Here is a 22,542-nt window from a genome sequence, read left to right as displayed (position 1 = left end):
GCTCACCGGCGGCGGTTAGCGTCCTGCGGCGTGTACTCGGCAGAAACCACGCTGGTGGTGCCCGGCTCGCGCACGCAGTCGGCGGTGGCCGTGCCGCCGCCCCCGGCCCAGTGGCACCGCGTCCTGACCCTGCTCGCGGACATCAGTCTGCTGATCGGCACCCGTGCGGTGTGGGCGACGGCGGCCGGTCACCGGCCGGCCGTGGCCGCGGTGATCTCGCTCTGTTACGCCTCGGTGCTGGCATGCGGGGTGCTGGCCCTGGCCGTCCGCCGGCAGCGGTCGCTGGCGCGGGTGGACCTGTGCGTGCTGGTGACGGGCGTGACGCTCGCCCTGTGCGCGTGGGTCATGCTCCACCACGGCTCCGACGAGGCGCTGCTCACCACCCAGGCGGCGCGGGAAGTGGCCGCGGGGCACCCGGTGTACGGGCAGCCGTGGCCCTGGCTCTTCGGCCACGGTGTGGCCCTCACACCGACGGTGACCGGCGGCTACGACCTCACCTACGGCTATCCGCCGCTGGCCCCGCTGCTGGCCGTGCCGCTGCTGTGGCTGGGGCACGGCGGTGCTCCGGCGACGGCGGTGAGCACGGGCGCGCTGGTCGCCGGCACGGTCGTGCTGTGGCGGATGCTGCCGGCGCCGTGGCGGTCGGCGGCGACCATGGTGTGCCTGGGTTTCGGGATGCTGCCGTCGTACGGGCGGCTCGGCTACCCGGCGATCGTGGCCCTGGCCCTGCTGGTGCCGGTGGTGGTGCGCTGGCCGCGCATCGGCGCGGGCGGGCGGCTCGGAGCGGCCGGTCTGGCACGGGCCGCGTGTCTGGGGGCGGCGTGCGCGGCACAGCAACTCCCCTGGTTCCTGGCGCCGTTCCTGCTGGCCGGGCTCTACGCCGTGCGGCGCGGCGAGCTGGGCGGCCGGGCCGCGGCGCTGGTGGTGCTGCGGTTCGCGGGGGCCGCGGCGACCCTGTGGCTGCTGGTCAACACCTACTTCGTCGTCAGCGAGCCGGGCCCGTGGCTGACGGGGATCGCCCTGCCACTGACGCAGGGAGCGGTGCTGCACGGGCAGGGCGTGGTGGACGTCTCGCTGTACCTGACGAACGGCAGCGACCGGCTCGGCTGGTACTCCTTCGCGAGCCTGCTGCTGTTCGCCGGCCTGCTGGTGCTGTTCGTGCTGTTCGTACGGCGGCTGGGGCCGGCCGCGACCGTCCTGCCCTGGTGCGCCTTCTATCTGGCGACCCGCTCCCAGGACGGCTACTACCTGTTGATGACGCCGCTGTGGCTGGCGGCGGCCGTCACGGCTCCCGCGTCGGCGTTCGCCGGGGCGTGGCAGCCCCGGGTTCGTCCGCTGTCCGGGCCGCGGCGCCGCCCGGCCCGGATCGCCCTGGCGGCGTTGCTGCTCCTGCCCGCGCTGGGCTGCGCGGCCGTGGCGGCGAGTGGCACGCCGCCCCTGCGCATGCGGGTCGTCGCGGCCCGCCATCCCACCGCGGCGACCGTCTCGCGCCTCACCCTCCAGGTCACCAACACGGACGACACGGCCCTCGCCCCGCACTTCACCCTGACCATGGGCCAGGGCATGGACCCGTACTGGCGGGTCGTCCGGGGCCCGCGCGCCCTGCCCGCGCATGCCACCGCCCGCTATGAACTCCAGCCGCCCTCGGGCCGCTTCACCCTGCCCCGGCCGGGGGCCCGGATCCGGCTGCGCGCGTTCACGGCGGCGCCGCAGACCCTGTCGAGCACGGATGTGCAGCAGGCGGTGCGCCGGTCGGGCTGACAGGGGCCGTGTCAGCCGGTGGTCCGGACGAAGCGCAGGGCGGCGGTGACCGTGGTCCGGCCGCGCATCATGCCCAGCTGGTTCCAGCCCATGCCGAACTGGTCCCGGTCCACGGTGAACTCCGTCTCCAGCGTGAGCCCTGTGGCGTTCCCGTCCGTGAGGCGGGCGGTGAGGGACAGCGGCCTGCTGACGCCGCGCACGGTGAGCTGGCCCACGACGTGCACCTGGTCGCCGTCGCGCAGCTCGGCGCTGCGGGCCATGAAGGTGATCTCGGGGTGGTGGTCGGCGTCGAAGAAGTCGGCGGACCTCAGGTGGGTGTCGCGCTTGGCGTTCTTGGTGTCGAGGGAGGCGACGCCGAAGGTGAGGGTGCCGACGGCGGACCCGTCGGCCCGGACCTCACCCGAGCCGCTGATCGCGCCGAAGGTGCCCTTCACGGTGACCAGGCCCCACATGGTCTTGTGCCGGATGCCGACGGTCGAGGCGGTGGTGTCGAGCTGCCACAGTCCGGTTTCCACAGCGACGGTCATGATCTTTCTCCACTCGGGTCGGGTTGCCCAAACCTGTCTCGTCCAAAATTGGATGACTGCACGCTAGCGGCTCGTCCAAAATTGAACAAGCCCCTGTTCCAAAGTTGGACGACAGGTACGCTGGATGCATGGCCGACCCCCAGGAGCACCCCGCCGACCTGCCTGAATGCCCCTCCGCCGAGGGCAGCGGGCTGCTGCCGGCCGAGCTGCGGGCCTGGATGCTGGTGCTCGCCGCGACCGGGGCGGTGGAGCAGCGGCTGCGTTCGGTCGTGAAGGAGAAGCTGGACGTCTCGCACGACGAGTTCCTGATCCTGTGCCTGCTCGCGGAGCAGCCCGAGGGCGGCCTGCGCATGACGCGCGTCGCGGAGCTCCTGGGCCGTCCGAAGACCCGTCTCACCTACCAGATCGCCTGCCTCCAGCACGCCGGCCTCGTCACCCGCAGAGCGGTGTGCGGCGACAAGCGCGGCGTCGAGGTCACCCTCACCGACAAGGCCCGCCGCCTCCTGACCGAGGCCGCCGGCCCGCTCGCGGGGACGGTGACGCAGTCCCTCGCCCGCTTCATCGGCCCGGACCAGCGGGAAGCGCTGCGCGCGCTGGTGCCGGACCTCGCCGAGGAGTCCCGCGTGGAGTCCCGCACGGACTGAGGTTCTCTACACCGCCGTAGAATCCGGGAACACGGGCGCGATGACGAACGTTCACCCCGATACACACCACACATGAGGAGCCACTTCTTGTCCGCCAGACCGACGGACCCTCCGGGGCACAGTCCCCGGCCATCCCGCCACGACATCAGTGATCGCGGCACGCGGCGGGACGCCCCCTCGCAATCGATGCGTCGATGAGTGCCGCGAACGCCCTGCTGGGCCTGCTCGCCGTGTTCGTGCTGACCGCCGGCACCGGCTATTTCGTCGCCCAGGAGTTCGCCTACGTCTCCGCGGACCGGCTCACGCTCGCGCGTGAGGCCGAGGCCGGGGACAAGAAGGCCGCCCGCGCACTGCGGGTGCTGGAGCGGCTGTCGTTCATGCTGTCGGGCGCACAGCTCGGCATCACCGTCACCGGCCTGGTCGTCGGCTTCATCGCCGAGCCCTCGGTGTCCGCGCTGCTCAGGCCCGCCCTGTCCGGGCTCGGCCTGCCCGGGGCGGCCGTGAGCGGCGTCTCCGTGACGCTGGCCTTCGTGCTGGCCACGGTCGTGCAGATGGTGCTGGGCGAGCTGGCCCCGAAGAACCTCGCGATCGCCGTGCCGGAGCGGCTTGCGAAGGCGCTGGCCCCCTCGACGCTGGCGTATCTGAAGGTCGTCGGCCCTGTTGTACGCGTCTTCGACAGCGCGGCGAACAAACTGCTGCGCAAGGCCGGCATCGAGCCGGTCGAGGAGCTGCATCACGGCGCCACGCTGGAGGAGCTGGGGCATCTGATCGGCGAGTCGCACGAGCAGGGCGCCCTGCCCAAGGACACCGCCGCGCTGCTGGACCACGCGCTGGAGTTCTCCGAGCGGACCCTCGACGAGGTGATGGTGCCGCGCGCCGACGCCGTCTTCGTCCGCACGGACGCCGGCGCCGACGAGGCGGTCGGCCTGATCGCGGGGCACGGCCACTCCAACTACCCGGTCCTCGGCGACCACCCGGACGACATCGTGGGCGTGCTGGGCGTGCGCGAGCTGATGGCGCTGCCCGCCGCGCGCCTCGCCGGCGCGCGGGCCGGTGAGGTGGCCCGGCGGCCGCTGCTGCTGCCGGACACCCTCGGGCTGCCGGACGCGGTGACGCGAATGCGGGAGCAGGACGACGAGTTCGCGGTCGTCCTCGACGAGCACGGCGGCGTGGCGGGCATCGTCACGTACGAGGACATCGCCGAGGAGCTGGTCGGCGACATCGCGGACGAGTCCGACCGGGTCACCGTACTGGCCGTCGCGGACGGCGACGGCTGGCTGGTGGACGCCGGCCGCCGACTGGACGAGGTGGCCGAGGCCACCGGTGTCCGGCTGCCGGAGGACGACGATTACGACACCGTGGCCGGCCTGGTCGTGGACCGGCTCGGCCGCTTCCCGACGGTCGGCGACCGGGTCACCGTCGAGCTGCCCGACGGCGCCCGCGCCGTGATCGACGTCCGCACGCTGGACCGGCACGTGGCCGACCGGGTCCGGATCAGCCCGGTTGTGCGGGCCCCGGAAGCCGAGGAGATGGCGTGAGTTTCCCGATGGCGCTCTTCGTGACCGTGCTGCTGCTGATCGGCAGCGGCTTCTTCGTGGCGGCCGAGTTCGCGCTGGTCGCCGCCAAGCGGCACCGCATGGAGAAGGCGGCGGCCGAGGGGCGGCGCGGCGCCGGGGCGGCCCTGGCCGGTATGCGCGAGCTGTCGCTGATGCTGGCCGGCGCCCAGCTGGGCATCACCGTGTGCACCCTGGGCCTGGGCTCGGTGTCCAAGCCGGCGATCTCGCACGAACTCGACCCGCTGCTGCACACCCTGGGCCTGCCCAGTGCCGTGAGCTACGGCGTGGCGTTCGCCGTGGCGATGGTCGTGGTGGTGTTCCTGCACATGGTGGTCGGTGAGATGGCCCCCAAGTCGTGGGCGATCGCCCACCCCGAGCGTTCCGCGATGCTGCTCTCCCCGCCGTTCCGGGCCGTGGTGCGGGCCGTACGGCCGCTGATCCGGCTGCTCAACGCCGTGAGCAACGCGCTCGTACGGCTGTGCCGGGTGGCCCCGCGCGACGAGCTGGCCTCGGTGCACGACCGGGAGCAGCTGACGCACCTGGTGGCGGAGTCCGAGCGGCTGGGCCTGATCAGCGCGACCGACTCGGAGCTGCTGACCCGCTCGCTGACCGAGCCGGAGACGCCGGTGGCGGCGCTGCGGATCCCCGCCGCGGAGATCACCTGGGTCGAGGGCGGCACGGACGTCGAGGCACTGCTGCGACTGGCCGCCGCGCACGACCGCACCCGGCTGCTGGTCCGGGAGGACGGGGCCGTCCTCGGTTCGGTCCACGCCCGGGACGCCCTGGTCGCCCGGGCCCGGGGCCGGGCCACGACCGCCCGGGAACTGGCCCGTCCGGTGCCCGAGCTGACGGAGGACACCACGGTCGCCGACGCGATCGAGGTGCTGCGCCGCCGCCGGTCCTCCCTGGCCGTGGTCCGTGACACCGCGGACCGGCTCACCGGACTGGTCACCCTGGACGATCTGCTGGCCCGGCTGATGCAGCCGGCCGCGGTGGCCTGACGAAGCGGAATCCGAACCTCCAGCCAATCTGCACACCGTTCGCAAGGACGCCGTGGAACGGCAGGACGGGCGCCAAGTCAGTGACACGGCATGGGAACTTGGCGCCGAAGTGCCCGCTTGGGGAATCCGGGCGCAATACCCGTACGTGCCGCAGGACGACGGGTTGCGTGAAGGAGTGGGCACATTTCGGTGCCCCGGTGATCATGTCGGTGAAGGCGGTCGCCGCAGCGTCCACTTCGACGCCGGCGATCGGTTGGCCGTCTGCTTCGCGAAATGCTTTGATCCTGCGCACGGCGGAGCCGTCGGCACGGAATCTCGATTCTGGATCCGGCGACCCCCACGCGCGCCGCCACGGCAAGACATTCACGCGAAGGGAAACACCCCATGAACCTCACCCCTCAGGTAGACAGCGCCGAGCTCTCCGACGCCGACCTGGACAACGTCTCCGGCGGTATGGCGGGCGGCGCCTCCGCGGACCTCGTGGGCACCCTCTCCGGCGGCCTGGTCGAGCCTCTGACGGCGGGCCTCTGCGCCAACCTCCAGGGGTCCCTGTCGCCGGAGGGCGCCGCGGCCGGCGGCAGCGCGGACCTGCACACGACGTCGCTCTGACGGCATCCGCGTAAAGGGCCCCGGGGTGTGATTCCCGGGGCCCTTCGCCATGCCCGGGCGTTTTCCCACGGTCGCAAAGATGGGGAATTCGCGAAGCTCGTGACGGAATTCTGGACACGACGGGGGTGGGTAACACCCCGGCTCGGCATGACGCAGACTTACACGGGCCCCTCAGACCCGGATAAAGCGTTAGGACAACCCTGTGAAACCCGACTCGCCCCGCAACGAAGAACTGCCGATCTACGCAAGCCTCATACGCGAACGCGGTGACGTCGTCGAGGAGGCTCGCGTCGTCGCCGAGGAGACGCAGCACCAGATGACGCAGGCCCTCAACGGGCACGCGCCCGTGCAGCAGGAGAGCGGCGCCCAACAGTAGGCGTCACGCGCGGACATCACCCCGCGGCGGGGCCGCGTCCCCCCTGCCGAAGGCCCACGCCATCCGCGGTTCCGTCACACAGCGCACCACGCGCCGCACCGGGGTCGTGCACAGCGCCGTGACGACCACGGCCGCGACCAGGGTGGCGGCGAGCGCGCCGGCGGGCCCGTGGACCCAGGCCGGCTCGTACCAGCCCCCGTACCTGGCGGCCTGCGCGACGAAACCATGCAGCAGATAGCCGCACAGCGTGCCCGCGCCCAGGGCGGTGAACCACGTCCGGCGCCCGGGCACCCAGGCGAGGAAGCAGGCGACCAGGACGGTCGAGCAGCCGAAGGCAGCCAGCGTCATCACGGGCCCGTACCAGTACGGGGCGCCCAGGGCACGGGCGCTGTCGGCGTGGAAGAACCAGGCGTAGTTCATCCGCGGCACCGCCCAGTACGCCACGCCCAGCGCGCAGACGGCCACGGGCACGGCGAGGATCCGCGCTCCGCGCCGGCGCACCAGCCGGAAGTGCTCCGGCCGCAGCAGCAGACCGGACACGAAGTACGGCAGGAACTGCAGGGCGCGCTGGAGATCGAGGTCGTGGCCGATGGACGGCGAGAGCGTGGCCAGCATCGCGACGACGAGGGCCGTCGGCAGCGGCCACCGCACATGCCGCCACAGCGGCGTCGTCAGCCGCCAGACGAACAACGCCGCCAGGAACCAGGTCAGATACAGCGGGTCCAGCAGGCTGACCGGGCGGTCGGGGTCCTGGCTGGTCCACCGGGTGAAGAGGGTGTACGCCGTCTCGAACACCACGTACGGCACGGCGACACCGGTGACCAGGCGTTTGAGGCGGGCCGGGCTCCCGTCGAAGGTGCGCGAGAAGTAGCCGGAGACGATGATGAACGCCGGCATGTGGAACGCGTAGACGAGCATGTAGAGCGCGGTGACGGCCCTGCTGCCCGGCCGCAGCGGCTCCCAGGCGTGTCCCACGGCCACCAGCACGATCGCCAGGTACTTGGCGTTGTCGAAGAACGCGTCCCGCTGCCGCGCCGGGCGGGCCGCCGCGCCCTGTTCCGTTCCCCGCGACGCCCGGGTCGCTTCGGCCACCGGGCGGGCCGTCGTCACCGTGTCACTCACGGGCCCTCCCCAAGAAGCTCGAAGCGGCCGTGCCTCGTCTTGCCCGGGGTAAGGGGGTGGCGTCTGCGCAGAACATCGCCCGCACCCTAATCACAGGGCCGTGCCCCGGTTCAACTCGTAACGGGGGTGACTCGCTTCGGTTCATGCCCGGGTATACGTGTCCGGACGGGCGATCGTCTCCCGCAGGGAGGCGGTGAAGGGTGCCGTGGCCCGGTCAGGATCCTCCGCGCGGCAAGTCGACCGACGGGGAACCGCACGGCCCTTACCCGGACGGTGCCTTCGACAGCACCGACTCCGTCAAGCGGGCAGACGGGCCCGACCCGGCGCCCGGCTCTAGGTCTCCTTCCACACCAGCACCGTCAGCACCGCGCTCGCGACGGTGACCGGGACGGCCGCCTGGTTCAGCAGCCGTACCCGCATGCTCCGGCCGGAGGGGAGCCGCTTCGTCAGGGGCACGACCGCGAAGGTGCCGCCGCCGGTCCCGGTGATCTCGTGGATCGGGTGGTCCGCGCGGTGCTGGTCGCCCTCGTACTCCGACATGCGCGCCTGGACGACCGCGCCCGCCGGCAACCCGTCGAGGTGCAGGCTGACGCTCCCGCTGAACCGGGCCGGGCCACGGGCGAAGACACTCCCGCCGGTGGCGTGGTCGCCGGTCTCGTCGGCCCACTCCGTGGCGAACTCGACCGAGTCCCAGGCGCCGGGCGCGAGCCGATAGCCTTTGGCGACACCGAGGTTGACGTACTGAGGCATGGGGTCCTCTCCTTCCCATAGGCCCGCCGGGAGGGCCAGGGCGTCGGCGACGTCACGGCGGAAGTCGGCCATGTCGAATCCGCGCGGGTCGACCTTCCAGTCGCTCCACTCCAGGTGACCGATCGCGCTCTTGGGGCCCCAGCCGTGCGAGCGGCAGATCGCGGCGGTGGCCTTGACGATGGCGATGTACTGGACACCCGGCCACGGGTCCTTGCCGTCGCCCTTGTTCTCGCATTCGAAGCCGTAGAAACGGGCGTTGCCGTCGACCGCGCCGGCCGAGCCGTCGTGCTCGCGCGTCGCGGGCGGGTAGGTGCCGTACGACTCGCCGATGACGGCGTTCAGCACGTCACCGTCGCCGCCGCCGGCGTGGTTGGCCCGGCCGTTGCCGGTCAGGTGGACGACGCCGTCCTTGGTGATGCATCCGGTGGCGAGCGGACCGGGCAGGGCGCTGTGGCCGTGGTAGATCAGGTCGACGACGTCGGTGCCGGGCCCGGTGACGGTGTGATGGATCATCACCCCGTGCACGGGACCCCACGGGCCCTTGTGGTTGCGGTTGTTGGTGCGCCATCCGCCGACCTCGTGAACGGCGCAGCCCTCGGACTTCAGCGCGGCGACGAGCCGGGCGGCGGTGAGCGGGGTGGCCATGAGTCGGTCCTCCGTTTCGGCGCGCTCGTGCCGGTCCGAAGACACTCGTGCCGGTCCGAAGACAGTGGTCGCGGTTGCGGAGCGGGTCCGGCGGCTCGTTTCGTCCGAACCTGCCCGGGACCCCGCCAAGCCCTCACCCATCATTCTTCCGCCGCTTGCCTCAACGGTCACCTCGCCGTACACCCGCACACGAATTCGGCGGGATTACGACGCTGCCGCAGCAGGAAGGGCAGGGGCGCTGTCGGTGGCCCGGCATAGTGTCCGCTGCCATGAGCATTCCCGCCGTCGAGGAGTCCTGGGCCCGTGTCGACGCCTGGCCGGCCCGGCACGCTCCCCTCTCCCACGCCACGCTGCGCCCACCCGCGTCGCAGGCCGGCATCGAGGACGCGGAACGCACGCTCGGCGTGCCGTTCCACCCGGATCTGGTGGCCTCGCTGCCGTGCCACGACGGGGTGGAACCCGAGGTCAGGGCAGTTCAGTTGGCGTTCTACGGCCCGCTGTGCGCTGTCGCGGACATCGTGCGGAACACCACGGTCCTGCGGAGCCTCGGGGCGGACGAGGCAGGGCTGCCCCTGACCCTGGGCATCGGCCGGCGGGCCTCGGACGGCCTGTTCCTCGCCGGCCGCCCCGGACCCCACCACGGACAGGTGGGCCGCCGCTTCGACGAGGACCTGCCGTCCTTCGCGCACTGGCCGTCACTGCGTCATGTGCTGGCCGACCTCGCGGACGCCCTGGAGGGCGGGCTCACGTTCCTCGGCCGCGTCCCCGTGGCCGTGGCCGGAAAGCTGGGGTGGGAGGAGGAGCGGACCGTGCCCGCCGAGGCGGTCTCCCCACCGGCGTGGGCCGCCGCGCTCGCCGAGCCGGAGTCGGACCCGCCGACCCCACACCGGCATCGGCGGCCACACCCCAGTCAGCCGCGTCACCAACCTGTCCGGACAGCACACCTAGCCGCGGACCTGGACAGCGTGTGACGCCCGGGCGTGCAGGTGCCCTTCCCGGGGGAACGCCGGTGGCGCCGCGGCCACGAGCGAGGACAGTGCGTAACCGCACTTCCGCGCGACGCGGCACGAGGCCGTGTTGTCCGCCTGGTGCAGGAGCTCCAGACGGGTCAGACCGTCGCCGGCGAAGGCGGCGAAGGCCCAGTCCGTCAGCGCCTCCAGGGCCCGGGGAGCCACACCCCGGCCGCGCGCATGCGCCGCGGTCCAGTAGCCGACCTCCGCCGACGAGGCACCGGGCGTGACGTTCTTGAGGACCACGTGCCCCACCAACTCCCCTTCGCCGCAGGCCGCCTGGACCTCCGAGACGGCGAACGCGAAACGGTGCCCTGCTTCCCGGCCGCGTTGCTGGTCCTGGATCCACCGTGCCGCGCCGGCACGGTCGTGCACGCCCGTACTCACCCAGCGACGCAGGGCCTCGTCCTGGTACAGGCTCACGAGGTCCGCGGCGTCGGCCGGCCTCCAGGGACGCAGGAGGAGTGCAGGGGCCGATGCCGTGGCCGCGGCGGTCAACCGCGTGATGATCCCGTCCATCGGGCGAGCGTACGTGGCCCGGTTCGCTGCGACAGCCGTTCGGGCCGGCCGTGCAACCGTCCAGGCCCCTTTTGCCGTCCCCACGTCGGGGGCGAGGCGCGCCCGGTTCTCGGGTACGGGTGGGGGATGGAGGCGGAATGCCGGCGCTGGGCACGCAGTTCATCACCGGCTGCCTGCTCCTGGCCGGGCTGGTTCCCTACACGCTGTGGGCATCGCGGCGCGGCCCGTCCCGGGAGGTCCGCTGGACGGTGATCGGTCTGTGGGCGACGGCGGTCGGTTACGCGGGGGCCGTGGCCTGTGGGCTGGCCTTCACCGATCCCGTCTCGGTGTGCGGCCGGCGGACCCTCGACGACGACTTCCCGCTGGTGCACGTCACCGTGGACTCCTTCCCGCCCGACGTCGCCTGCTACTGGACCGACTCGACGTCGTACGGGCCGACGCACCCCACCGCCCTGAGCGCCTGGGTCATGTGGGCGGGGCTCGCCGTCACGGTCGTGGCCCTCTCCGTCGTCCTGCTCAGAAGGCAGTCGCGCGCCTCGCCTGCCGCCTGGGCCGGTGCGATGTGGTCGCCGATGGCGGCGGTCGCCATCTGGGCCGCCGGGATCGACCCGGCGCTGGACCTCTCCCGCAGCGACCTCTACGACCGGTGCCTGCACGCGAAGACCGTCCCCCCGGACACCAAACTGACCCGGATCGAGATCCTGGACATCGACAGGACCGTCTTCCCGCCGTCCATCACCTGCACGTACCCCGACGGGACGACGAACCTCCTGGCGGACCAGTGGATCGCCGTGCTCATCTGCGGCGCCGTGTCGGCGGCCTTCGCGGGGGTCGCCCTCCACCAGGTCCGGCGCGCGGGCGCGCCCGCGCGCCGGAGCCGGGCATCACGCGCAGACGCCTGACGCCACAGCCGTCGCCGCCCGGCTCGCCCACGGCCAGGCTCGGGGCCGGAAGCCGGCACACCGTGCCGGTATCGGCGGAACACCACTCGTTCGCATGGATCGCTGGGCCGTTCGGCTCAGCGGAGCCCCACGTCAGGCGACTGCTCCGCATCGGCGGGACTAGTTTCCGCCGGGTCGACCCGCACTGCCGATCGAGGAGCTCATGGCGACACATACCGAACCGGTCGCTCCGGTAGCGGCGGCGGAGCGCCGCAGGCGGGGCCAGGTGATCGTCTCCTGGATGACGACGACGGACCACAAGAAGATCGGGCACCTGTACCTGATCACGTCGTTCGTCTTCTTCCTCATCGCCGGGGCGCTGGCGATGGCGATCCGGGCCGAACTGGCCCGGCCGGGGATCCAGTTGCTGTCGCACGAGCAGTACAACCAGGCGTTCACCATGCACGGCACGATCATGCTGCTGCTGTTCGCGACGCCGACGTTCGCCGGGTTCGCCAACGCGGTGATGCCGTTGCAGATCGGCTCCCCGGACGTGGCCTTTCCGCGGCTGAACATGTTCTCGTACTGGCTGTTCCTCTTCGGCGGCCTGATCGTGCTCGGCAGTCTGCTCACCCCGCAGGGCGCCTCGGACTTCGGCTGGACCGCCTACACCCCGCTCAGCGGCGGGGAGCGCACTCCCCAGATCGGCGGGGACCTGTGGCTCATGGGGCTGGCCCTGGCCGGGTTCGGCACCATCCTCGGCGCGGTCAACTTCATCACCACGATCATCTGCATGCGCGCCCCCGGCATGACCATGTTCCGCATGCCGATCTTCACCTGGAACGTCCTGCTCACCTCGGTACTGGTGCTGATGGCGTTCCCGGTGCTGGCCGCCGCCCTGCTGGTGCTGGAGGCCGACCGCCAATTCGGGGCGCAGGTGTTCGACGCGGAGAACGGCGGCGCGATCCTCTGGCAGCATCTGTTCTGGTTCTTCGGCCATCCCGAGGTGTACATCCTGGCCCTGCCGTTCTTCGGCGTGATCAGCGAGATCATCCCGGTCTTCGCCCGTAAGCCGATCTTCGGTTACACGGGGCTGATCGGCGCCACGATCGCCATCGCCGGGCTGTCCGTGACGGTGTGGGCGCACCATATGTTCGCCACCGGGGCGGTGCTGCTGCCGTTCTTCTCCTTCATGACGTATCTGATCGCCGTGCCGACGGGGGTGAAGTTCTTCAACTGGATCGGCACCATGTGGAAGGGCTCGCTGTCCTTCGAGGCGCCGATGCTGTGGGCGGCCGGCTTCCTGGTCACGTTCCTCTTCGGCGGTCTGACCGGGGTCATCCTCGGTTCGCCGCCCCTGGACTGGCACGTGACCGACTCCTACTTCGTGGTCGCGCACTTCCACTACGTGCTCTTCGGCACGATCGTGTTCGCGATGTTCGGCGGCTTCAGCTTCTGGTGGCCGAAGATGACCGGCGCGATGCTGGACAACCGCATCGAGAAGATCCACTTCTGGACACTTTTCGTCGGCTTCCACACCACGTTCCTGGTGCAGCACTGGCTGGGCGCCGAGGGCATGCCCCGCCGGTACGCCGACTACCTGGCCGCGGACGGCTTCACCTGGCTGAACACCGTCTCGTCGATCGGCGCGTTCCTGCTGGGCCTGTCGACGCTGCCGTTCCTGTACAACGTGTGGAAGACCTCCCAGCGCGGCGAGCGGGTCGCGGTCGACGACCCCTGGGGCTACGGGCGTTCCCTGGAGTGGGCGACCTCGTGTCCGCCCCCGCGGCACAACTTCGTCACCCTGCCGCGCGTCCGCTCCGAGTCCCCTGCCTTCGACCTGCACCATCCCGACGTGGCCCAGCTGGACGAGGCGGCGAACGCCGGCCGACGCGATGTCGTCGAGGCCGAGGGGCACAAGGGCGAGCGGCCGTGAGACGCGGCGGTCACGGGGCTCCGTACGACGACCCGCGGCAGGCGCTGGCCGACGAGGCCGAGGGCTTTCTCCTCGCTCAGGTCCACCGCGACCAGGCACGCCGTGAGGCCGAAGAGCTCTGCGCGCGGATGCCGTGGCTGACCACCGCCCAGGCCGAGGAACTCACCGGCCACTACGTCCGCCGGCGCCTCGACGTCACGCGTCAGCTGCTGCACGACACGGTACGGCGGGCCAGGGAACTGCGGCATGAGTACGAGAGCCGCTACGCCGCCCTCCGGCACGCCCTGCTCCGCCGTCACGCCGCGTGCGCCTGCGCCCTCCTCGCCTGTGCGGGCGGGGTGAACGCCCTGGCGGTCCTGCTCACCCGCTGACGAGTTGGTGTTCCGGTACCGGCTGCCGCGCCGGTAGGGCCTTCGTCTCCCACTGGCCGGTGGTCCGTACGTAGCCGTAGATCACCGAGGCCATCGCCAGAAGGAGCAGCGGCCCGAACAGCCAGGGGCGCTCGGCCATCTCCGTCGGCAGATAGCGGTAGGACAGCAACAGCGCCCCGAAGACGGCCACTCCATACGTGACCAGTTGAGTTCCGGACCGGTCCCAGCCGCGTGCGAGTGAGCGCAGGGCCGCCTCGATCGTGAGCGTGAACACCACGCCGGCGATGAGGTCCACGCCGTAGTGGTAGCCGAATCCCAGGGTCGCGGTGAGCGTGGCTATCAGCCAGAACGTGCCCGCGTAGCGCAGCAGGCGCGGGCCCCTGCGGGAGTGGATGAAGATCGCGGTGGCCCATGCCGTGTGCAGGCTGGGCATGCAGTTGCGGGGGGTGATCTCGTCGAACGGCATCTCGTGCGGGGCGGTGCTGATCGGCGGTGGCAGGTCCGGCCACAGGTCGGCCGCCGCCCAGTGGAGGCCGCCGGTGCCGAAGGCGCCCGGGCCGTAGGCGAAGATCGGGCCGACGACCGGGAAGATCAGGTAGATGCCCGGCCCGAGGAGGCCGATGACCAGGAAGGTCCGCACCAGGTGATGGCGCGGGAAGCGGCGCTCGGCGGCCACATCGCGCAGTTGGTAGAGCGCGACGACGACCGCGGCCACCGCCAGTTGGGCGTAGACGTAGTCGAGGGCATGGGCACCGACCGGACCGGTGGCCGTGACGATCCGGCCCATCAGCCAGGAGGGGTTGCCCAGCGCGTGGTCGGCGACCGCCAGGTACGGGTCGAGCACCATCGGGCGGGTCTTCGAGGTGATGAGCAGCCAGGTGTCACCGGTCTTGCGGCCGGCCACCAGCAGCAGGCCCAGCCCGACACCCTTCAGCAGCAGGACGCGTTCGGCGCCGGTGCGGCGCGTCACCGCGATGACCGCACAGCCCAGGATCACCCACAACGCGCCGTTGCCGAAGGGCTGGCCGTCCAGCACATCGACGCCGGCCGCCCAGCGCACCACCAGGAAGACGGCGTCGATGCCGAGCGCGACACCGACGGCGATGAACCGTTGCCGCCGGGTGAGGACCACCATCGTCAGCGCCATACCGGCGTACAGCAGGAAGCCCGACTTGGGGGCGACGATCACCTCTCGCACCTGGGTGGTGATCGGCCCGGGCAGCCCGTAGTGCCGCGCGGCGACTTCCAGCGCGACGAGAAACCCGAGGGCCACGACACCTGCTGTGGCCCACAGCATCGTCCGGGGTCGAGGCCGTGCGGTGAACGTGATTCCGCGTCTTCTTCGCGAGGAAATCCGCGTTTTTATAGGTATCAATTGTTTTATTCGATTTGTTAGTTGTAATGAAATGATCGTCACGCGATCGAATATGCTATCGGAGCGATGCGCCCCCGGGATGGCGCGCTGCCCGGTGGATCGGGCCGGTGGTCCTGGTCAGGGGCCGGCCCGTGCCCTGGTTGGCCTGGGCGATGATCTCCGCGGTGATGGAGACGGCCGTCTCCTCGGGTGTGCGGGCTCCGAGGTCGAGGCCGATCGGGGAGCGCAGCCGGGCCAGGTGGTCTTCCGTGACGCCCTCCTCACGCAGCAGCCGCAGGCGCTCGGCGTGGGTGCGCCGGGAGCCCATGGCGCCGACGTAGGCGACGGGCAGGCCGAGTGCCAGGCGCAGCAGGGGGATGTCGAACTTGGCGTCGTGCGTGAGGACGCAGACGGCGGTGCGCTCGTCCACCTCGGTGCGTTCCAGGTAGCGGTGGGGCCAGTCGGCCACCACCTGGTCCGCGTGCGGGAAGCGTGCGGTCGTGGCGAAGACGGGGCGGGCGTCGCAGACGGTGACGTGGTAGCCGAGGAAGCGGCCGGCCCGGCTCAGGCCGGCGGCGAAGTCGACGGCGCCGAAGACCAGCAGGCGGGGCCGGGACGCGTGGACGTGGACGAGGACGGACAGCGGTTCGGGGCATCCGTCCGCCTCGCCGCCGATGTCGGCGCGGGCGGTGCGGCCGGCCCGCAGCAGGGCCCTGGCCCGGTCGGCCACGGCTCGGTGCGCCGGGCCGTCGTCCAGGCGGCCGTGGGCGGCGTGGTCACCGCCGAGCACGCTCAGCGTGGAGCCGAGGAGGCGTTCCGGACCGTCCACGACCTGGGCCACGGCGACCGGTCGTCCTCGGTCGATCTCGGAGAGGGCCGTGGTCAGGTCCGGCCGGGCCGCGGGATCGATGCGCTGGACGACGATGTCGAGTTCGCCGCCGCAGGTCAGGCCGACGGCGAAGGCGTCGTCGTCGGAGTAGCCGAACCAGGCCCGCTGCGGAGCGCCCCGGTCACGGAGCACCTGCCGGCACAGCTCGTAGACCGCTCCCTCGACGCAGCCGCCGGAGATGCTGCCGACGGCGTTGCCGTCCTCGTCCACCGCGACCGACGTACCGGTAGGCAGCGGGGCGCTGCCGTGCACGCCGACGACGGTGGCCAGGGCGAAGGGGCGGGCCTCGCGGCACCAGCGGTGCAGTGTGTCCGCGATGTTCAGCATGGCGGTTCTCCATGGCGGGACCGGGATCGGAAGGTGAGCGGGCCGCCGCCACGACGCAGGGGATACGTCACGCGGCGGCGGCCCTGGGATGTCCGGCAGCGGACGGGGCGCCGGGCTGCCGGACGAGCGGTGTGGGCTTCGGGATGCTCCGAAGCGCACAGGTCAGAGCAACGCCTCCGCGGTGATGGGCAGTTCGCGGACGCGGCGGCCGGTGGCGTTGAAGACCGCGTTGGCGATGGCGGGTGCCACCCCGATCATCACCAGCTCTCCGAGGCCCTTGACGCCGAGCGGGTCGGCCTCGCGGTCCTCGCCGTCCAGGTAGATCGCCTTGAGGTCGGGGACGTCGGCGTTGACGGGCACCAGGTAGTCGGCGAGGTTGGCGTTGACGATCCGGCCGTCGCGGTGGTCGGTGACCGTGTGCTCCAGCAGGGCCGTGCCGATACCGCCGACCATGCCGCCGAGGGCCTGGCTGTCGGCGAGCTTGGGGCTGATGATGCGGCCCGCGTCGTACACGCCGAGCACCCGCCGCACCCGCACCAGACCCAGGGTCGCGTCCACGGCCACTTCGGCGAACGTCGCGTTGTAGCCGTAGAAGGAGTGCCGTTCCGGGCCCGACGGCGGCGCGAAGGAGCCGTCGGCCTCCAGGTGGGTGCGGTCGTTGCGGGTCAGCAGCCGCCGGTACGTCTCCCCGCGCGTGGGGTCGTTCTTCACATGCAGTCGGCCGTTGCGTACCACGATGTCGTCGGCCGCCACCCCGTACAGCGGCGACTCGCGGTCCCCGACGGCCAGTTCGATGGCCTGACGGCGGACCTTGGCGCAGGCGTCGAGGGTGGCGGAGCCGACACTGGCCATGGTCATCGAGCCGCCGTGGGGCGGGGTCGGCGGGTAGCGGGAGTCCCCCAGCCGGAAGGTGACCGCGCGCACGGTCAGCCCCAGGGCGTCGGCGGCGACCTGGGTCTGGGAGGTGTACGTCCCCGGGCCCATGTCGGTGGCGGCGGCATCCACCACGGCGGTGCCGTCTGCGGCCAGGTGGGCCCGGGCCTGGGCGGGCATGCGCGCGGTGTCGTAGACGCCGGCGGCCATGCCCCTGCCGATCAGCCAGTCCCCCTCACGCGTGGAGCGGGGCTCGGGGGTGCGGCGGTCCCAGCCGAACTCGCGGGCTCCGACGCTGTAGCACTCGCGCAGCCGGCGGGTGGAGAAGGGCAGCCCGTTCGACTCGTCCTTGGCCGGCTCGTTGCGCCGGCGCAGCTCGATCGGGTCGACGCCGAGCTTGTGGGCGAGTTCGTCCATCGCCGACTCGATGACGAAGGAGGCCGTCTGGAAGCCGGGGCCGCGCATGTACAGCGGTGTGGGCAGGTCCAGCGGCACCGTGCGGTACGCCTGGCTCACGTTCGGCATGCTGTAGAGCATCTGCCCGGCCGCGAGGACGGCCTCGGTGAACGTCTCGTACGACGAGGTCTCGGCGTCCAACTCGTGGACCGCGGCGGTCAGTCGGCCGCGCCGGTCGCTGCCCAGCCGGAGACGGTAGTCGTAGGAGGGCCGGTAACCGGTGCCGAGGTACATCTGCTTGCGGCTGAGGACCAGTTTGACCGGACGCTTCGTCTCGCGGGCGGCCAGGGCGGCGACGACCACGTGCGGCCAGCAGCGCAGCGCCGTACCGAAACCGCCGCCGACGAACGGTGAGACGACCCGCACCGCGTCCGTCTCCAGGCCGAACACCGCCGCGAGTTCGGTCTGCGTGCCCACCACCCACTGGGTCTTGTCCCAGACGGTGAGCCGGCCGCCGTTCCAGCGGGCGATGGTGGCGTGCGGCTCCATCGGGTTGTGGTGGTTGCGCGCCGTGCGGTACGCGAGGTCGAGCCGTACGTCCGCCGTGCGCAGAGCCGCTTCGGCGTCGCCGCGCGCGTAACGGGTCGGCTCGCCGGGCTCGGCCTCGGTGAGGTCGGTCGACGGCTGTTCGGCGTCGTAGCCGACCTTGACCAGGCTCGCACCGTGCTGAGCGGCCTCCAGGGTGGTGGCCACGACGACGGCGACCGGCTGGCCGTGGAAGCGGACGCGGTCGTCCTGGAAGACGCGCAGCCGCCGCCCCTGCGAAGGGTTGTTGGAGCCGGGATTGTCGCGGTACGGCAGTGTCGGCGCGTTGCCGTGGTGGATCACCTTCAACACGCCCTGCTGGGCTTCGGCCGCGCGGGTGTCGATGGAGGTGATGCGGCCGCGGGCGATGCTCGCGTCGACGATCACGGCGTGCACGACTCCGTCGACGTCGTGCTCGGCGGCGTACTGCGCCTGTCCGGTGACCTTGAGCCGGCCGTCCACCCGGGACAGCGGCGCGCCCACGGCTGCCTGCGGCTGGGGGCTCACTTGGTACCTCCTACGACGCGCAGCTGGCGTTCGACCGTGCGCTTGAGCAGCTCGACCTTGAACCGGTTGTGCTGAAGGGGACGGGCGCCGTCCGCCGCCTTCGCGGCGGCGGCCGGCCAGAGGGCCCCCGAGGGGCGTTCACCTACGAGGTGCTGTTCGACGGCGGGCAGTTTCCAGGGCACGGTGCCCACTCCCCCGGCGGCGACCCTGGCCTCGCGGATCACCCCGCCGCGGATGTGCAGCGCGACGGCCGCCGAGGTCAGGGCGAACTCGTAGGACTGGCGGTCACGTACCTTCAGGTAGCCGGACCTCAGCGGGCGCGGGAGGGCGGGTATCTCCACCGCCGTGATCAACTCGCCCTCGCGCAGGGCCTGTTCGCGTTGCGGGGTGCTGCCGGGCCGCAACAGGAAGTCGGCGAAGGAGATTTGGCGTTCTCCGTCCGGGCCCAGCAGGTGCACTCGGGCCTCCAGGGCGGCGAAGGCCACGGCGGCGTCGGAGGGGTGGGTGGCCACGCAAGTCTCGGAGGTGCCGAGGATGGCGTGGGTGCGGTTGACGCCGTGCAGCGCGGCGCAACCGGAGCCGGGGTCACGCTTGTTGCAGTTCGCGGTCACGTCCCGGAAGTAGGTGCACCGGGTGCGCTGCATGATGTTGCCGCCGATGGTCGCCATGTTCCGCAGCTGGGCCGAGGCGCTCAGCTCCAGCGCCTCGGAGACGACGGGGTACAGGGTGCGCACCTTGGGGTGGGCGGCGGCCTCGGACATGGTCACCAGGGCGCCGATGCGCAGGCCCCCGCGCTCGGTGGCGGTGATGTCGCCCAGCGGCAGGGCGGTGATGTCGACGAGGGTCTCGGGCCGTTCGACGGTCTCGCGCATCAGGTCGACCAGGGTGGTGCCGCCTGCGATGTAACGCCCGCCGTGGCGACCGGCGTCGATGGCCTCACGGGTGTCGGACGCCTTGGTGAAGGCAAAGGGATACATCAGGCCCTCACTTCCGGCCCGCGGTCTGCTCGACCGCGCGCACGATCTTCAGGTAACAGCCGCAGCGGCAGATGTTGCCGCTCATCCACTCCCTGATCTCCTCCGGCGAACCGGTGTGACCCTCCTTGACGCAACCCACCCCGGAGACGATCTGACCCGGGGTGCAGTAACCGCACTGGAAGGCGTCCTGGTCGATGAACGCCTGCTGCAGGGGGTGCAGTCGGTCACCCTCGGCCAGGCCCTCGACCGTGGTGATCTCGGCGCCCTCCAGCCGGACGGCGAGCGTCAGGCAGGAGTTGACCCGGTGGCCGTCGACCAGCACCGTGCAGGCGCCGCAGGCTCCGGCGTTGCAGCCCTTCTTCGAGCCGGTCAGGCCGAAGTGCTCGCGCAGCAGGTCCAGCAGCGAGGTCCGGTTGTCGACCGTCACGGTCCGGCGGGTGCCGTTGACCGTCAGGGAGACGCGGCTGGACGGCGCCGTTGCCGCGGCGGTGGCTTCTTCCGGGCCCGCGAGGAACGCCCCTCCGGCCACGACAGCGCCGCCGAGCGCGGCACTGGTGGCGATGAAGGTGCGCCGCGTGGGCGCCGGGGCGGACTCGCCGGCTTCGATGGGGGGTGGAACGGCGGACTCCGGGAGTTGAGTTGACATACGTACGCCTTCGTATCGCGGGCGGATCGGCCGTGCACAACGGCGGGACGGGAGACAGGTCGTCGTCACCGCGGAGGGAGGATGGGGCGACCGTGCGCCTTGGCGGCGGCGACTGGTCGCCCGGGGAGTCTCGCACCACCGGCAACGCTCGTGACAGGGAGACTTTTCTCCCCCTTTACGCTCCCGCGGAGGGCCTTCGCGGACACGCCCTAGCGGGCGACGTAGCCGCCGTCGACGGGCAGGGCGACGCCGAGGACGAAACTCGCTCCGGGGCTGCACAGCCACAGGACCGCTTCGGCGATTTCCTCGGCCGTACCGAGGCGGTTGATCGGCTGGCTGGCCTCGGCCTCCGCCCGGTCGAGTTCCCCCTTGGCGATCATGTCGCTGACCATGGGGGTGTCGATGGTGCCGGGGCAGACGGCGTTGACGCGGATGCCGCGCGGGGCGTATTCGAGGGCGGCGCTGCCGGTCAGGCCGATGACGCCGTGCTTGGAGGCGTGGTACGAGGCGCGGCCGGGGAGGCCGACCAGGCCGCCGAGCGAGGAGCAGTTGACGATGGCACCGCTGCCCTGGGCGCGCATGTGCCGCAGCTCGTGCTTCATACAGGCCCATACGCCGCGGAGGTTGACGGCGTTGACGCGGTCGAAGCGTTCGGCGGGTTCGTCGGCGGCGTCGCTGGGCGGGATCTGGATGCCGGCGTTGTTGTAGGCCATGTCCAGGCGGCCGAAGGTCTCCACCGTGCGGTCGACGGCGGCGGCGACCTGTTCCTCGTCGCTGACGTCGCAAGGGAGGGCGAGGGCCTGGTGGCCCGCGTCGGTGAGGTCCTTCACGGCCGCGTTCAGCGCCGCTTCGTCGATGTCGGTGAGGGCGACGGCGGCTCCGGACGCGGCGAACGCGCGGGCGGTCGCCAGGCCCATCCCGGCGCCGGCGCCGGTGACCAGGGCGACCTGGCCGGTGAAGTCGTACGTGGGGTTCACGTCGTGGTCTCCGTTCGAGTGCGGGGGTACGGCGTCAGTACTGCGACGGTGCCTGCGCGGGTTCGTCGCGGCGCTGCGCGGGAGCGCCGCTCCGGGCCACGATCCGGCCCGTGCCGGAAGGGCCGTGGACGGCGAGGGCGATCAGGGGCAGCAGTGTGAGGGCGGCGATGACGGTGCCGGCCAGGGGCGGGCCGGTCAGGCCGAGGGAGGAGTCCAGGGCCTGACCTGCGATCACCGAGCCGGCGGCGATGCCGGTGTTGAAGGCGGAGGTGGTCAGCGACGAGGTGAGGGTGGGGGCGTCGCCCGCGAAGCGCATGGCGAGGGCGGTGACGACCGGGTTGACCGTGAAGCCGGTCAGGCCCATGAGGAAGACGAGGAGGGTCGCTGTCACCGGGTTGCCGGACAGCGGGATCAGCAGGAACAGGACCAGGGCGGTGGCCGCGGCGGCCGTGACGGTGGTGACCATCGGACGTCGGTCGCCCAGGCGGCCGCCCGTGGTGGTGCCTCCCAGGGCGCCGACGCCGAAGGCGACGAGGACGAGCGGTACGGCGCCCGCGGGGACGCCCGCGCGGTCGGTCAGCAGCGGCGTGACATAGGTGTACGTCGCCAGGACACCGCCCATGATCAGCATCGCGGCGCCGAGCGCCAGCCACAGCCGGCCCTGCCGCAGAGCCCGGACCTCGGCCCGGACGGACACCTCGACGCGCTGCTCCCGGGCCGGGATGAAGCGGCCGATGAACACGGCGGCGAGCCCGGAGAGGGCGGCCAGGGCCCAGAAGGGGCCGCGCCAGCCGGTGAGCCGGCCGGCGAAGGAGCCGATCGGCACGCCGACGACGTTGGCCAGGGTCAGGCCGCCGATCATGACGCCCGTGGCGCGGGTGGCGTGGTGCGGGCCTGCCGCGGTGGTGGCGACGACGAAGCCGACCGCCCAGAACGCCCCGGTCGCCAGGGCCGTGACGACCCGGGCCGCGAGGACGACCGTGAAGGACGTGCTGAGGACGGCGACCAGATGTCCGAGACAGAACACGGACAGGGCCAGGATCAGCGTCCGGCGTCGCGGCAGCCGCAGGGTCGCCAGGGCCATGGCCGGCGAGCCGACGATCATGCCGATGGCGAAGGCGGTGATCAGCAGGCCGGCGTGCGAGACGCTGACTCCGAGGTCGCCGGCCAGCTCCGGCAGCAGTCCGGCGACGACGAACTCGGTGGTCCCCATCAGGAACGTGCCGGCGGCCAGCACCCAGACGACGAAGGGGAGCTTGCCGGGGGTGGTCCCGGATGCGGAAGGCATACGTGTGGAGTCTCC

General features: G+C 71.9%; 21 protein-coding genes. 10 read left to right on the top strand and 11 right to left on the bottom strand.

The window, feature by feature from the left end; all coding sequences use genetic code 11:
• Window positions 1-54: 54 nt before the first annotated feature.
• Window positions 55-1,761, top strand: coding sequence for a hypothetical protein (locus ACFZDA_RS01385; protein WP_391074540.1), 1,707 nt, complete (start codon window positions 55-57; stop codon window positions 1,759-1,761).
• Window positions 1,762-1,772: 11 nt separating this feature from the next.
• Here ACFZDA_RS01385 and ACFZDA_RS01380 read toward each other — a convergent pair whose 3' ends face one another.
• Window positions 1,773-2,288: a YceI family protein gene (locus tag ACFZDA_RS01380; RefSeq protein ID WP_391073107.1), complete on the bottom strand. Its 516-nt coding sequence runs from the start codon at window positions 2,286-2,288 to the stop codon at window positions 1,773-1,775.
• 128 nt (window positions 2,289-2,416) lie between these two features.
• Here ACFZDA_RS01380 and ACFZDA_RS01375 point away from each other — a divergent pair, with 128 nt between their 5' ends.
• The 5 genes from ACFZDA_RS01375 to ACFZDA_RS01355 all read left to right on the top strand — a co-directional run bounded on the left by ACFZDA_RS01375 (window position 2,417) and on the right by ACFZDA_RS01355 (window position 6,474).
• Complete coding sequence (locus tag ACFZDA_RS01375; protein ID WP_391073104.1) at window positions 2,417-2,932, top strand: MarR family winged helix-turn-helix transcriptional regulator; 516 nt, start codon at window positions 2,417-2,419, stop codon at window positions 2,930-2,932.
• Window positions 2,933-3,126: 194 nt separating this feature from the next.
• On the top strand, window positions 3,127-4,470 hold the full coding sequence (locus ACFZDA_RS01370) for a CNNM domain-containing protein (protein WP_391073102.1): 1,344 nt from the start codon (window positions 3,127-3,129) through the stop codon (window positions 4,468-4,470).
• The gene (locus tag ACFZDA_RS01365; RefSeq protein WP_391073100.1) at window positions 4,467-5,489 is read left to right on the top strand and encodes a CNNM domain-containing protein; all 1,023 of its coding nucleotides are present in this window, start codon (window positions 4,467-4,469) and stop codon (window positions 5,487-5,489) included. The genes ACFZDA_RS01370 and ACFZDA_RS01365 overlap by 4 nt, the downstream gene beginning before the upstream one ends.
• Before the next feature lie 384 nt (window positions 5,490-5,873).
• A complete protein-coding gene (locus ACFZDA_RS01360; RefSeq protein ID WP_391073097.1) occupies window positions 5,874-6,098 on the top strand; it encodes a hypothetical protein in 225 nt (74 codons plus the stop codon).
• Window positions 6,099-6,300: 202 nt separating this feature from the next.
• Entirely contained in the window at window positions 6,301-6,474 is a 174-nt protein-coding gene (locus ACFZDA_RS01355; protein ID WP_391073096.1) for a hypothetical protein, read from the top strand.
• A gap of 3 nt (window positions 6,475-6,477) precedes the next feature.
• Here the strand turns inward: ACFZDA_RS01355 and ACFZDA_RS01350 are convergent, their stop codons facing one another.
• Both ACFZDA_RS01350 and ACFZDA_RS01345 read right to left on the bottom strand, forming a co-directional pair.
• Window positions 6,478-7,596, bottom strand: a complete 1,119-nt coding sequence (locus tag ACFZDA_RS01350) for an acyltransferase family protein (RefSeq protein ID WP_391073093.1) — start codon at window positions 7,594-7,596, stop codon at window positions 6,478-6,480.
• A 333-nt stretch (window positions 7,597-7,929) separates the two neighbouring features.
• Window positions 7,930-8,991, bottom strand: coding sequence for an N-acetylmuramoyl-L-alanine amidase (locus tag ACFZDA_RS01345; protein WP_391073090.1), 1,062 nt, complete (start codon window positions 8,989-8,991; stop codon window positions 7,930-7,932).
• 269 nt (window positions 8,992-9,260) lie between these two features.
• On the opposite strand from ACFZDA_RS01345, the gene ACFZDA_RS01340 reads away from it, so the two are divergent.
• Entirely contained in the window at window positions 9,261-9,962 is a 702-nt protein-coding gene (locus ACFZDA_RS01340) for a hypothetical protein (RefSeq protein ID WP_391073087.1), read from the top strand.
• On the opposite strand, the gene ACFZDA_RS01335 is transcribed toward ACFZDA_RS01340, so the two are convergent.
• Complete coding sequence (locus tag ACFZDA_RS01335; RefSeq protein ID WP_391073084.1) at window positions 9,936-10,520, bottom strand: GNAT family N-acetyltransferase; 585 nt, start codon at window positions 10,518-10,520, stop codon at window positions 9,936-9,938. The genes ACFZDA_RS01340 and ACFZDA_RS01335 overlap by 27 nt on opposite strands.
• A 137-nt stretch (window positions 10,521-10,657) precedes the next feature.
• Here ACFZDA_RS01335 and ACFZDA_RS01330 point away from each other — a divergent pair, with 137 nt between their 5' ends.
• The 3 genes from ACFZDA_RS01330 to ACFZDA_RS01320 all read left to right on the top strand — a co-directional run bounded on the left by ACFZDA_RS01330 (window position 10,658) and on the right by ACFZDA_RS01320 (window position 13,708).
• The gene (locus ACFZDA_RS01330; RefSeq protein WP_391073081.1) at window positions 10,658-11,422 is read left to right on the top strand and encodes a hypothetical protein; all 765 of its coding nucleotides are present in this window, start codon (window positions 10,658-10,660) and stop codon (window positions 11,420-11,422) included.
• A gap of 202 nt (window positions 11,423-11,624) precedes the next feature.
• Window positions 11,625-13,337, top strand: a complete 1,713-nt coding sequence (gene ctaD, locus ACFZDA_RS01325) for a cytochrome c oxidase subunit I (protein ID WP_391073079.1) — start codon at window positions 11,625-11,627, stop codon at window positions 13,335-13,337.
• Window positions 13,334-13,708 carry a hypothetical protein gene (locus ACFZDA_RS01320; RefSeq protein ID WP_391073077.1) on the top strand — a complete coding sequence of 125 codons (375 nt, stop codon included), beginning with the start codon at window positions 13,334-13,336 and terminating at the stop codon, window positions 13,706-13,708. The genes ctaD and ACFZDA_RS01320 overlap by 4 nt, the downstream gene beginning before the upstream one ends.
• Here the strand turns inward: ACFZDA_RS01320 and ACFZDA_RS01315 are convergent.
• The 7 genes from ACFZDA_RS01315 to ACFZDA_RS01285 form a co-directional block, all read right to left on the bottom strand.
• On the bottom strand, window positions 13,698-15,005 hold the full coding sequence (locus tag ACFZDA_RS01315) for a DUF5933 domain-containing protein (protein WP_391073074.1): 1,308 nt from the start codon (window positions 15,003-15,005) through the stop codon (window positions 13,698-13,700). The genes ACFZDA_RS01320 and ACFZDA_RS01315 overlap by 11 nt on opposite strands.
• Before the next feature lie 133 nt (window positions 15,006-15,138).
• Complete coding sequence (locus tag ACFZDA_RS01310) at window positions 15,139-16,278, bottom strand: XdhC family protein (RefSeq protein WP_391073071.1); 1,140 nt, start codon at window positions 16,276-16,278, stop codon at window positions 15,139-15,141.
• 162 nt (window positions 16,279-16,440) lie between these two features.
• Window positions 16,441-18,639, bottom strand: coding sequence for a molybdopterin cofactor-binding domain-containing protein (locus tag ACFZDA_RS01305; RefSeq protein WP_391073068.1), 2,199 nt, complete (start codon window positions 18,637-18,639; stop codon window positions 16,441-16,443).
• Window positions 18,636-19,616 carry an FAD binding domain-containing protein gene (locus ACFZDA_RS01300; RefSeq protein WP_391073065.1) on the bottom strand — a complete coding sequence of 327 codons (981 nt, stop codon included), beginning with the start codon at window positions 19,614-19,616 and terminating at the stop codon, window positions 18,636-18,638. The genes ACFZDA_RS01305 and ACFZDA_RS01300 overlap by 4 nt, the downstream gene beginning before the upstream one ends.
• A 7-nt stretch (window positions 19,617-19,623) precedes the next feature.
• Entirely contained in the window at window positions 19,624-20,262 is a 639-nt protein-coding gene (locus ACFZDA_RS01295; RefSeq protein ID WP_391073062.1) for a 2Fe-2S iron-sulfur cluster-binding protein, read from the bottom strand.
• A 209-nt stretch (window positions 20,263-20,471) separates the two neighbouring features.
• Window positions 20,472-21,239 carry a glucose 1-dehydrogenase gene (locus ACFZDA_RS01290; protein WP_391073060.1) on the bottom strand — a complete coding sequence of 256 codons (768 nt, stop codon included), beginning with the start codon at window positions 21,237-21,239 and terminating at the stop codon, window positions 20,472-20,474.
• Window positions 21,240-21,273: 34 nt separating this feature from the next.
• Window positions 21,274-22,527, bottom strand: coding sequence for an MFS transporter (locus ACFZDA_RS01285; protein ID WP_391073058.1), 1,254 nt, complete (start codon window positions 22,525-22,527; stop codon window positions 21,274-21,276).
• Between the last annotated feature and the right edge of the window lie 15 nt (window positions 22,528-22,542).

The sequence above is a fragment of the Streptomyces sp. NPDC007991 genome (assembly GCF_042958445.1).
Lineage (GTDB): Bacteria > Actinomycetota > Actinomycetes > Streptomycetales > Streptomycetaceae > Streptomyces.
Note: the sequence above shows the minus strand (reverse complement) of the source record. Positions and strands in the feature narration are given on the sequence as shown.

Excerpts from the sequence above, each read along its gene's own strand:
- ACFZDA_RS01375 (WP_391073104.1), top strand. The coding sequence starts at position 2,417 with ATGGCCGACCCCCAGGAGCACCCCGCCGACCTGCCTGAATGCCCCTCC.
- ACFZDA_RS01380 (WP_391073107.1), bottom strand. The coding sequence starts at position 2,288 with ATGACCGTCGCTGTGGAAACCGGACTGTGGCAGCTCGACACCACCGCC.
- ACFZDA_RS01285 (WP_391073058.1), bottom strand. The coding sequence starts at position 22,527 with ATGCCTTCCGCATCCGGGACCACCCCCGGCAAGCTCCCCTTCGTCGTC.
- ACFZDA_RS01315 (WP_391073074.1), bottom strand. The coding sequence starts at position 15,005 with ATGCTGTGGGCCACAGCAGGTGTCGTGGCCCTCGGGTTTCTCGTCGCG.
- ACFZDA_RS01330 (WP_391073081.1), top strand. The coding sequence starts at position 10,658 with ATGCCGGCGCTGGGCACGCAGTTCATCACCGGCTGCCTGCTCCTGGCC.
- ACFZDA_RS01295 (WP_391073062.1), bottom strand. The coding sequence starts at position 20,262 with ATGTCAACTCAACTCCCGGAGTCCGCCGTTCCACCCCCCATCGAAGCC.
- ACFZDA_RS01310 (WP_391073071.1), bottom strand. The coding sequence starts at position 16,278 with ATGCTGAACATCGCGGACACACTGCACCGCTGGTGCCGCGAGGCCCGC.
- ACFZDA_RS01300 (WP_391073065.1), bottom strand. The coding sequence starts at position 19,616 with ATGTATCCCTTTGCCTTCACCAAGGCGTCCGACACCCGTGAGGCCATC.
- ctaD (WP_391073079.1), top strand. The coding sequence starts at position 11,625 with ATGGCGACACATACCGAACCGGTCGCTCCGGTAGCGGCGGCGGAGCGC.
- ACFZDA_RS01340 (WP_391073087.1), top strand. The coding sequence starts at position 9,261 with ATGAGCATTCCCGCCGTCGAGGAGTCCTGGGCCCGTGTCGACGCCTGG.
- ACFZDA_RS01360 (WP_391073097.1), top strand. The coding sequence starts at position 5,874 with ATGAACCTCACCCCTCAGGTAGACAGCGCCGAGCTCTCCGACGCCGAC.
- ACFZDA_RS01345 (WP_391073090.1), bottom strand. The coding sequence starts at position 8,991 with ATGGCCACCCCGCTCACCGCCGCCCGGCTCGTCGCCGCGCTGAAGTCC.
- ACFZDA_RS01370 (WP_391073102.1), top strand. The coding sequence starts at position 3,127 with ATGAGTGCCGCGAACGCCCTGCTGGGCCTGCTCGCCGTGTTCGTGCTG.
- ACFZDA_RS01335 (WP_391073084.1), bottom strand. The coding sequence starts at position 10,520 with ATGGACGGGATCATCACGCGGTTGACCGCCGCGGCCACGGCATCGGCC.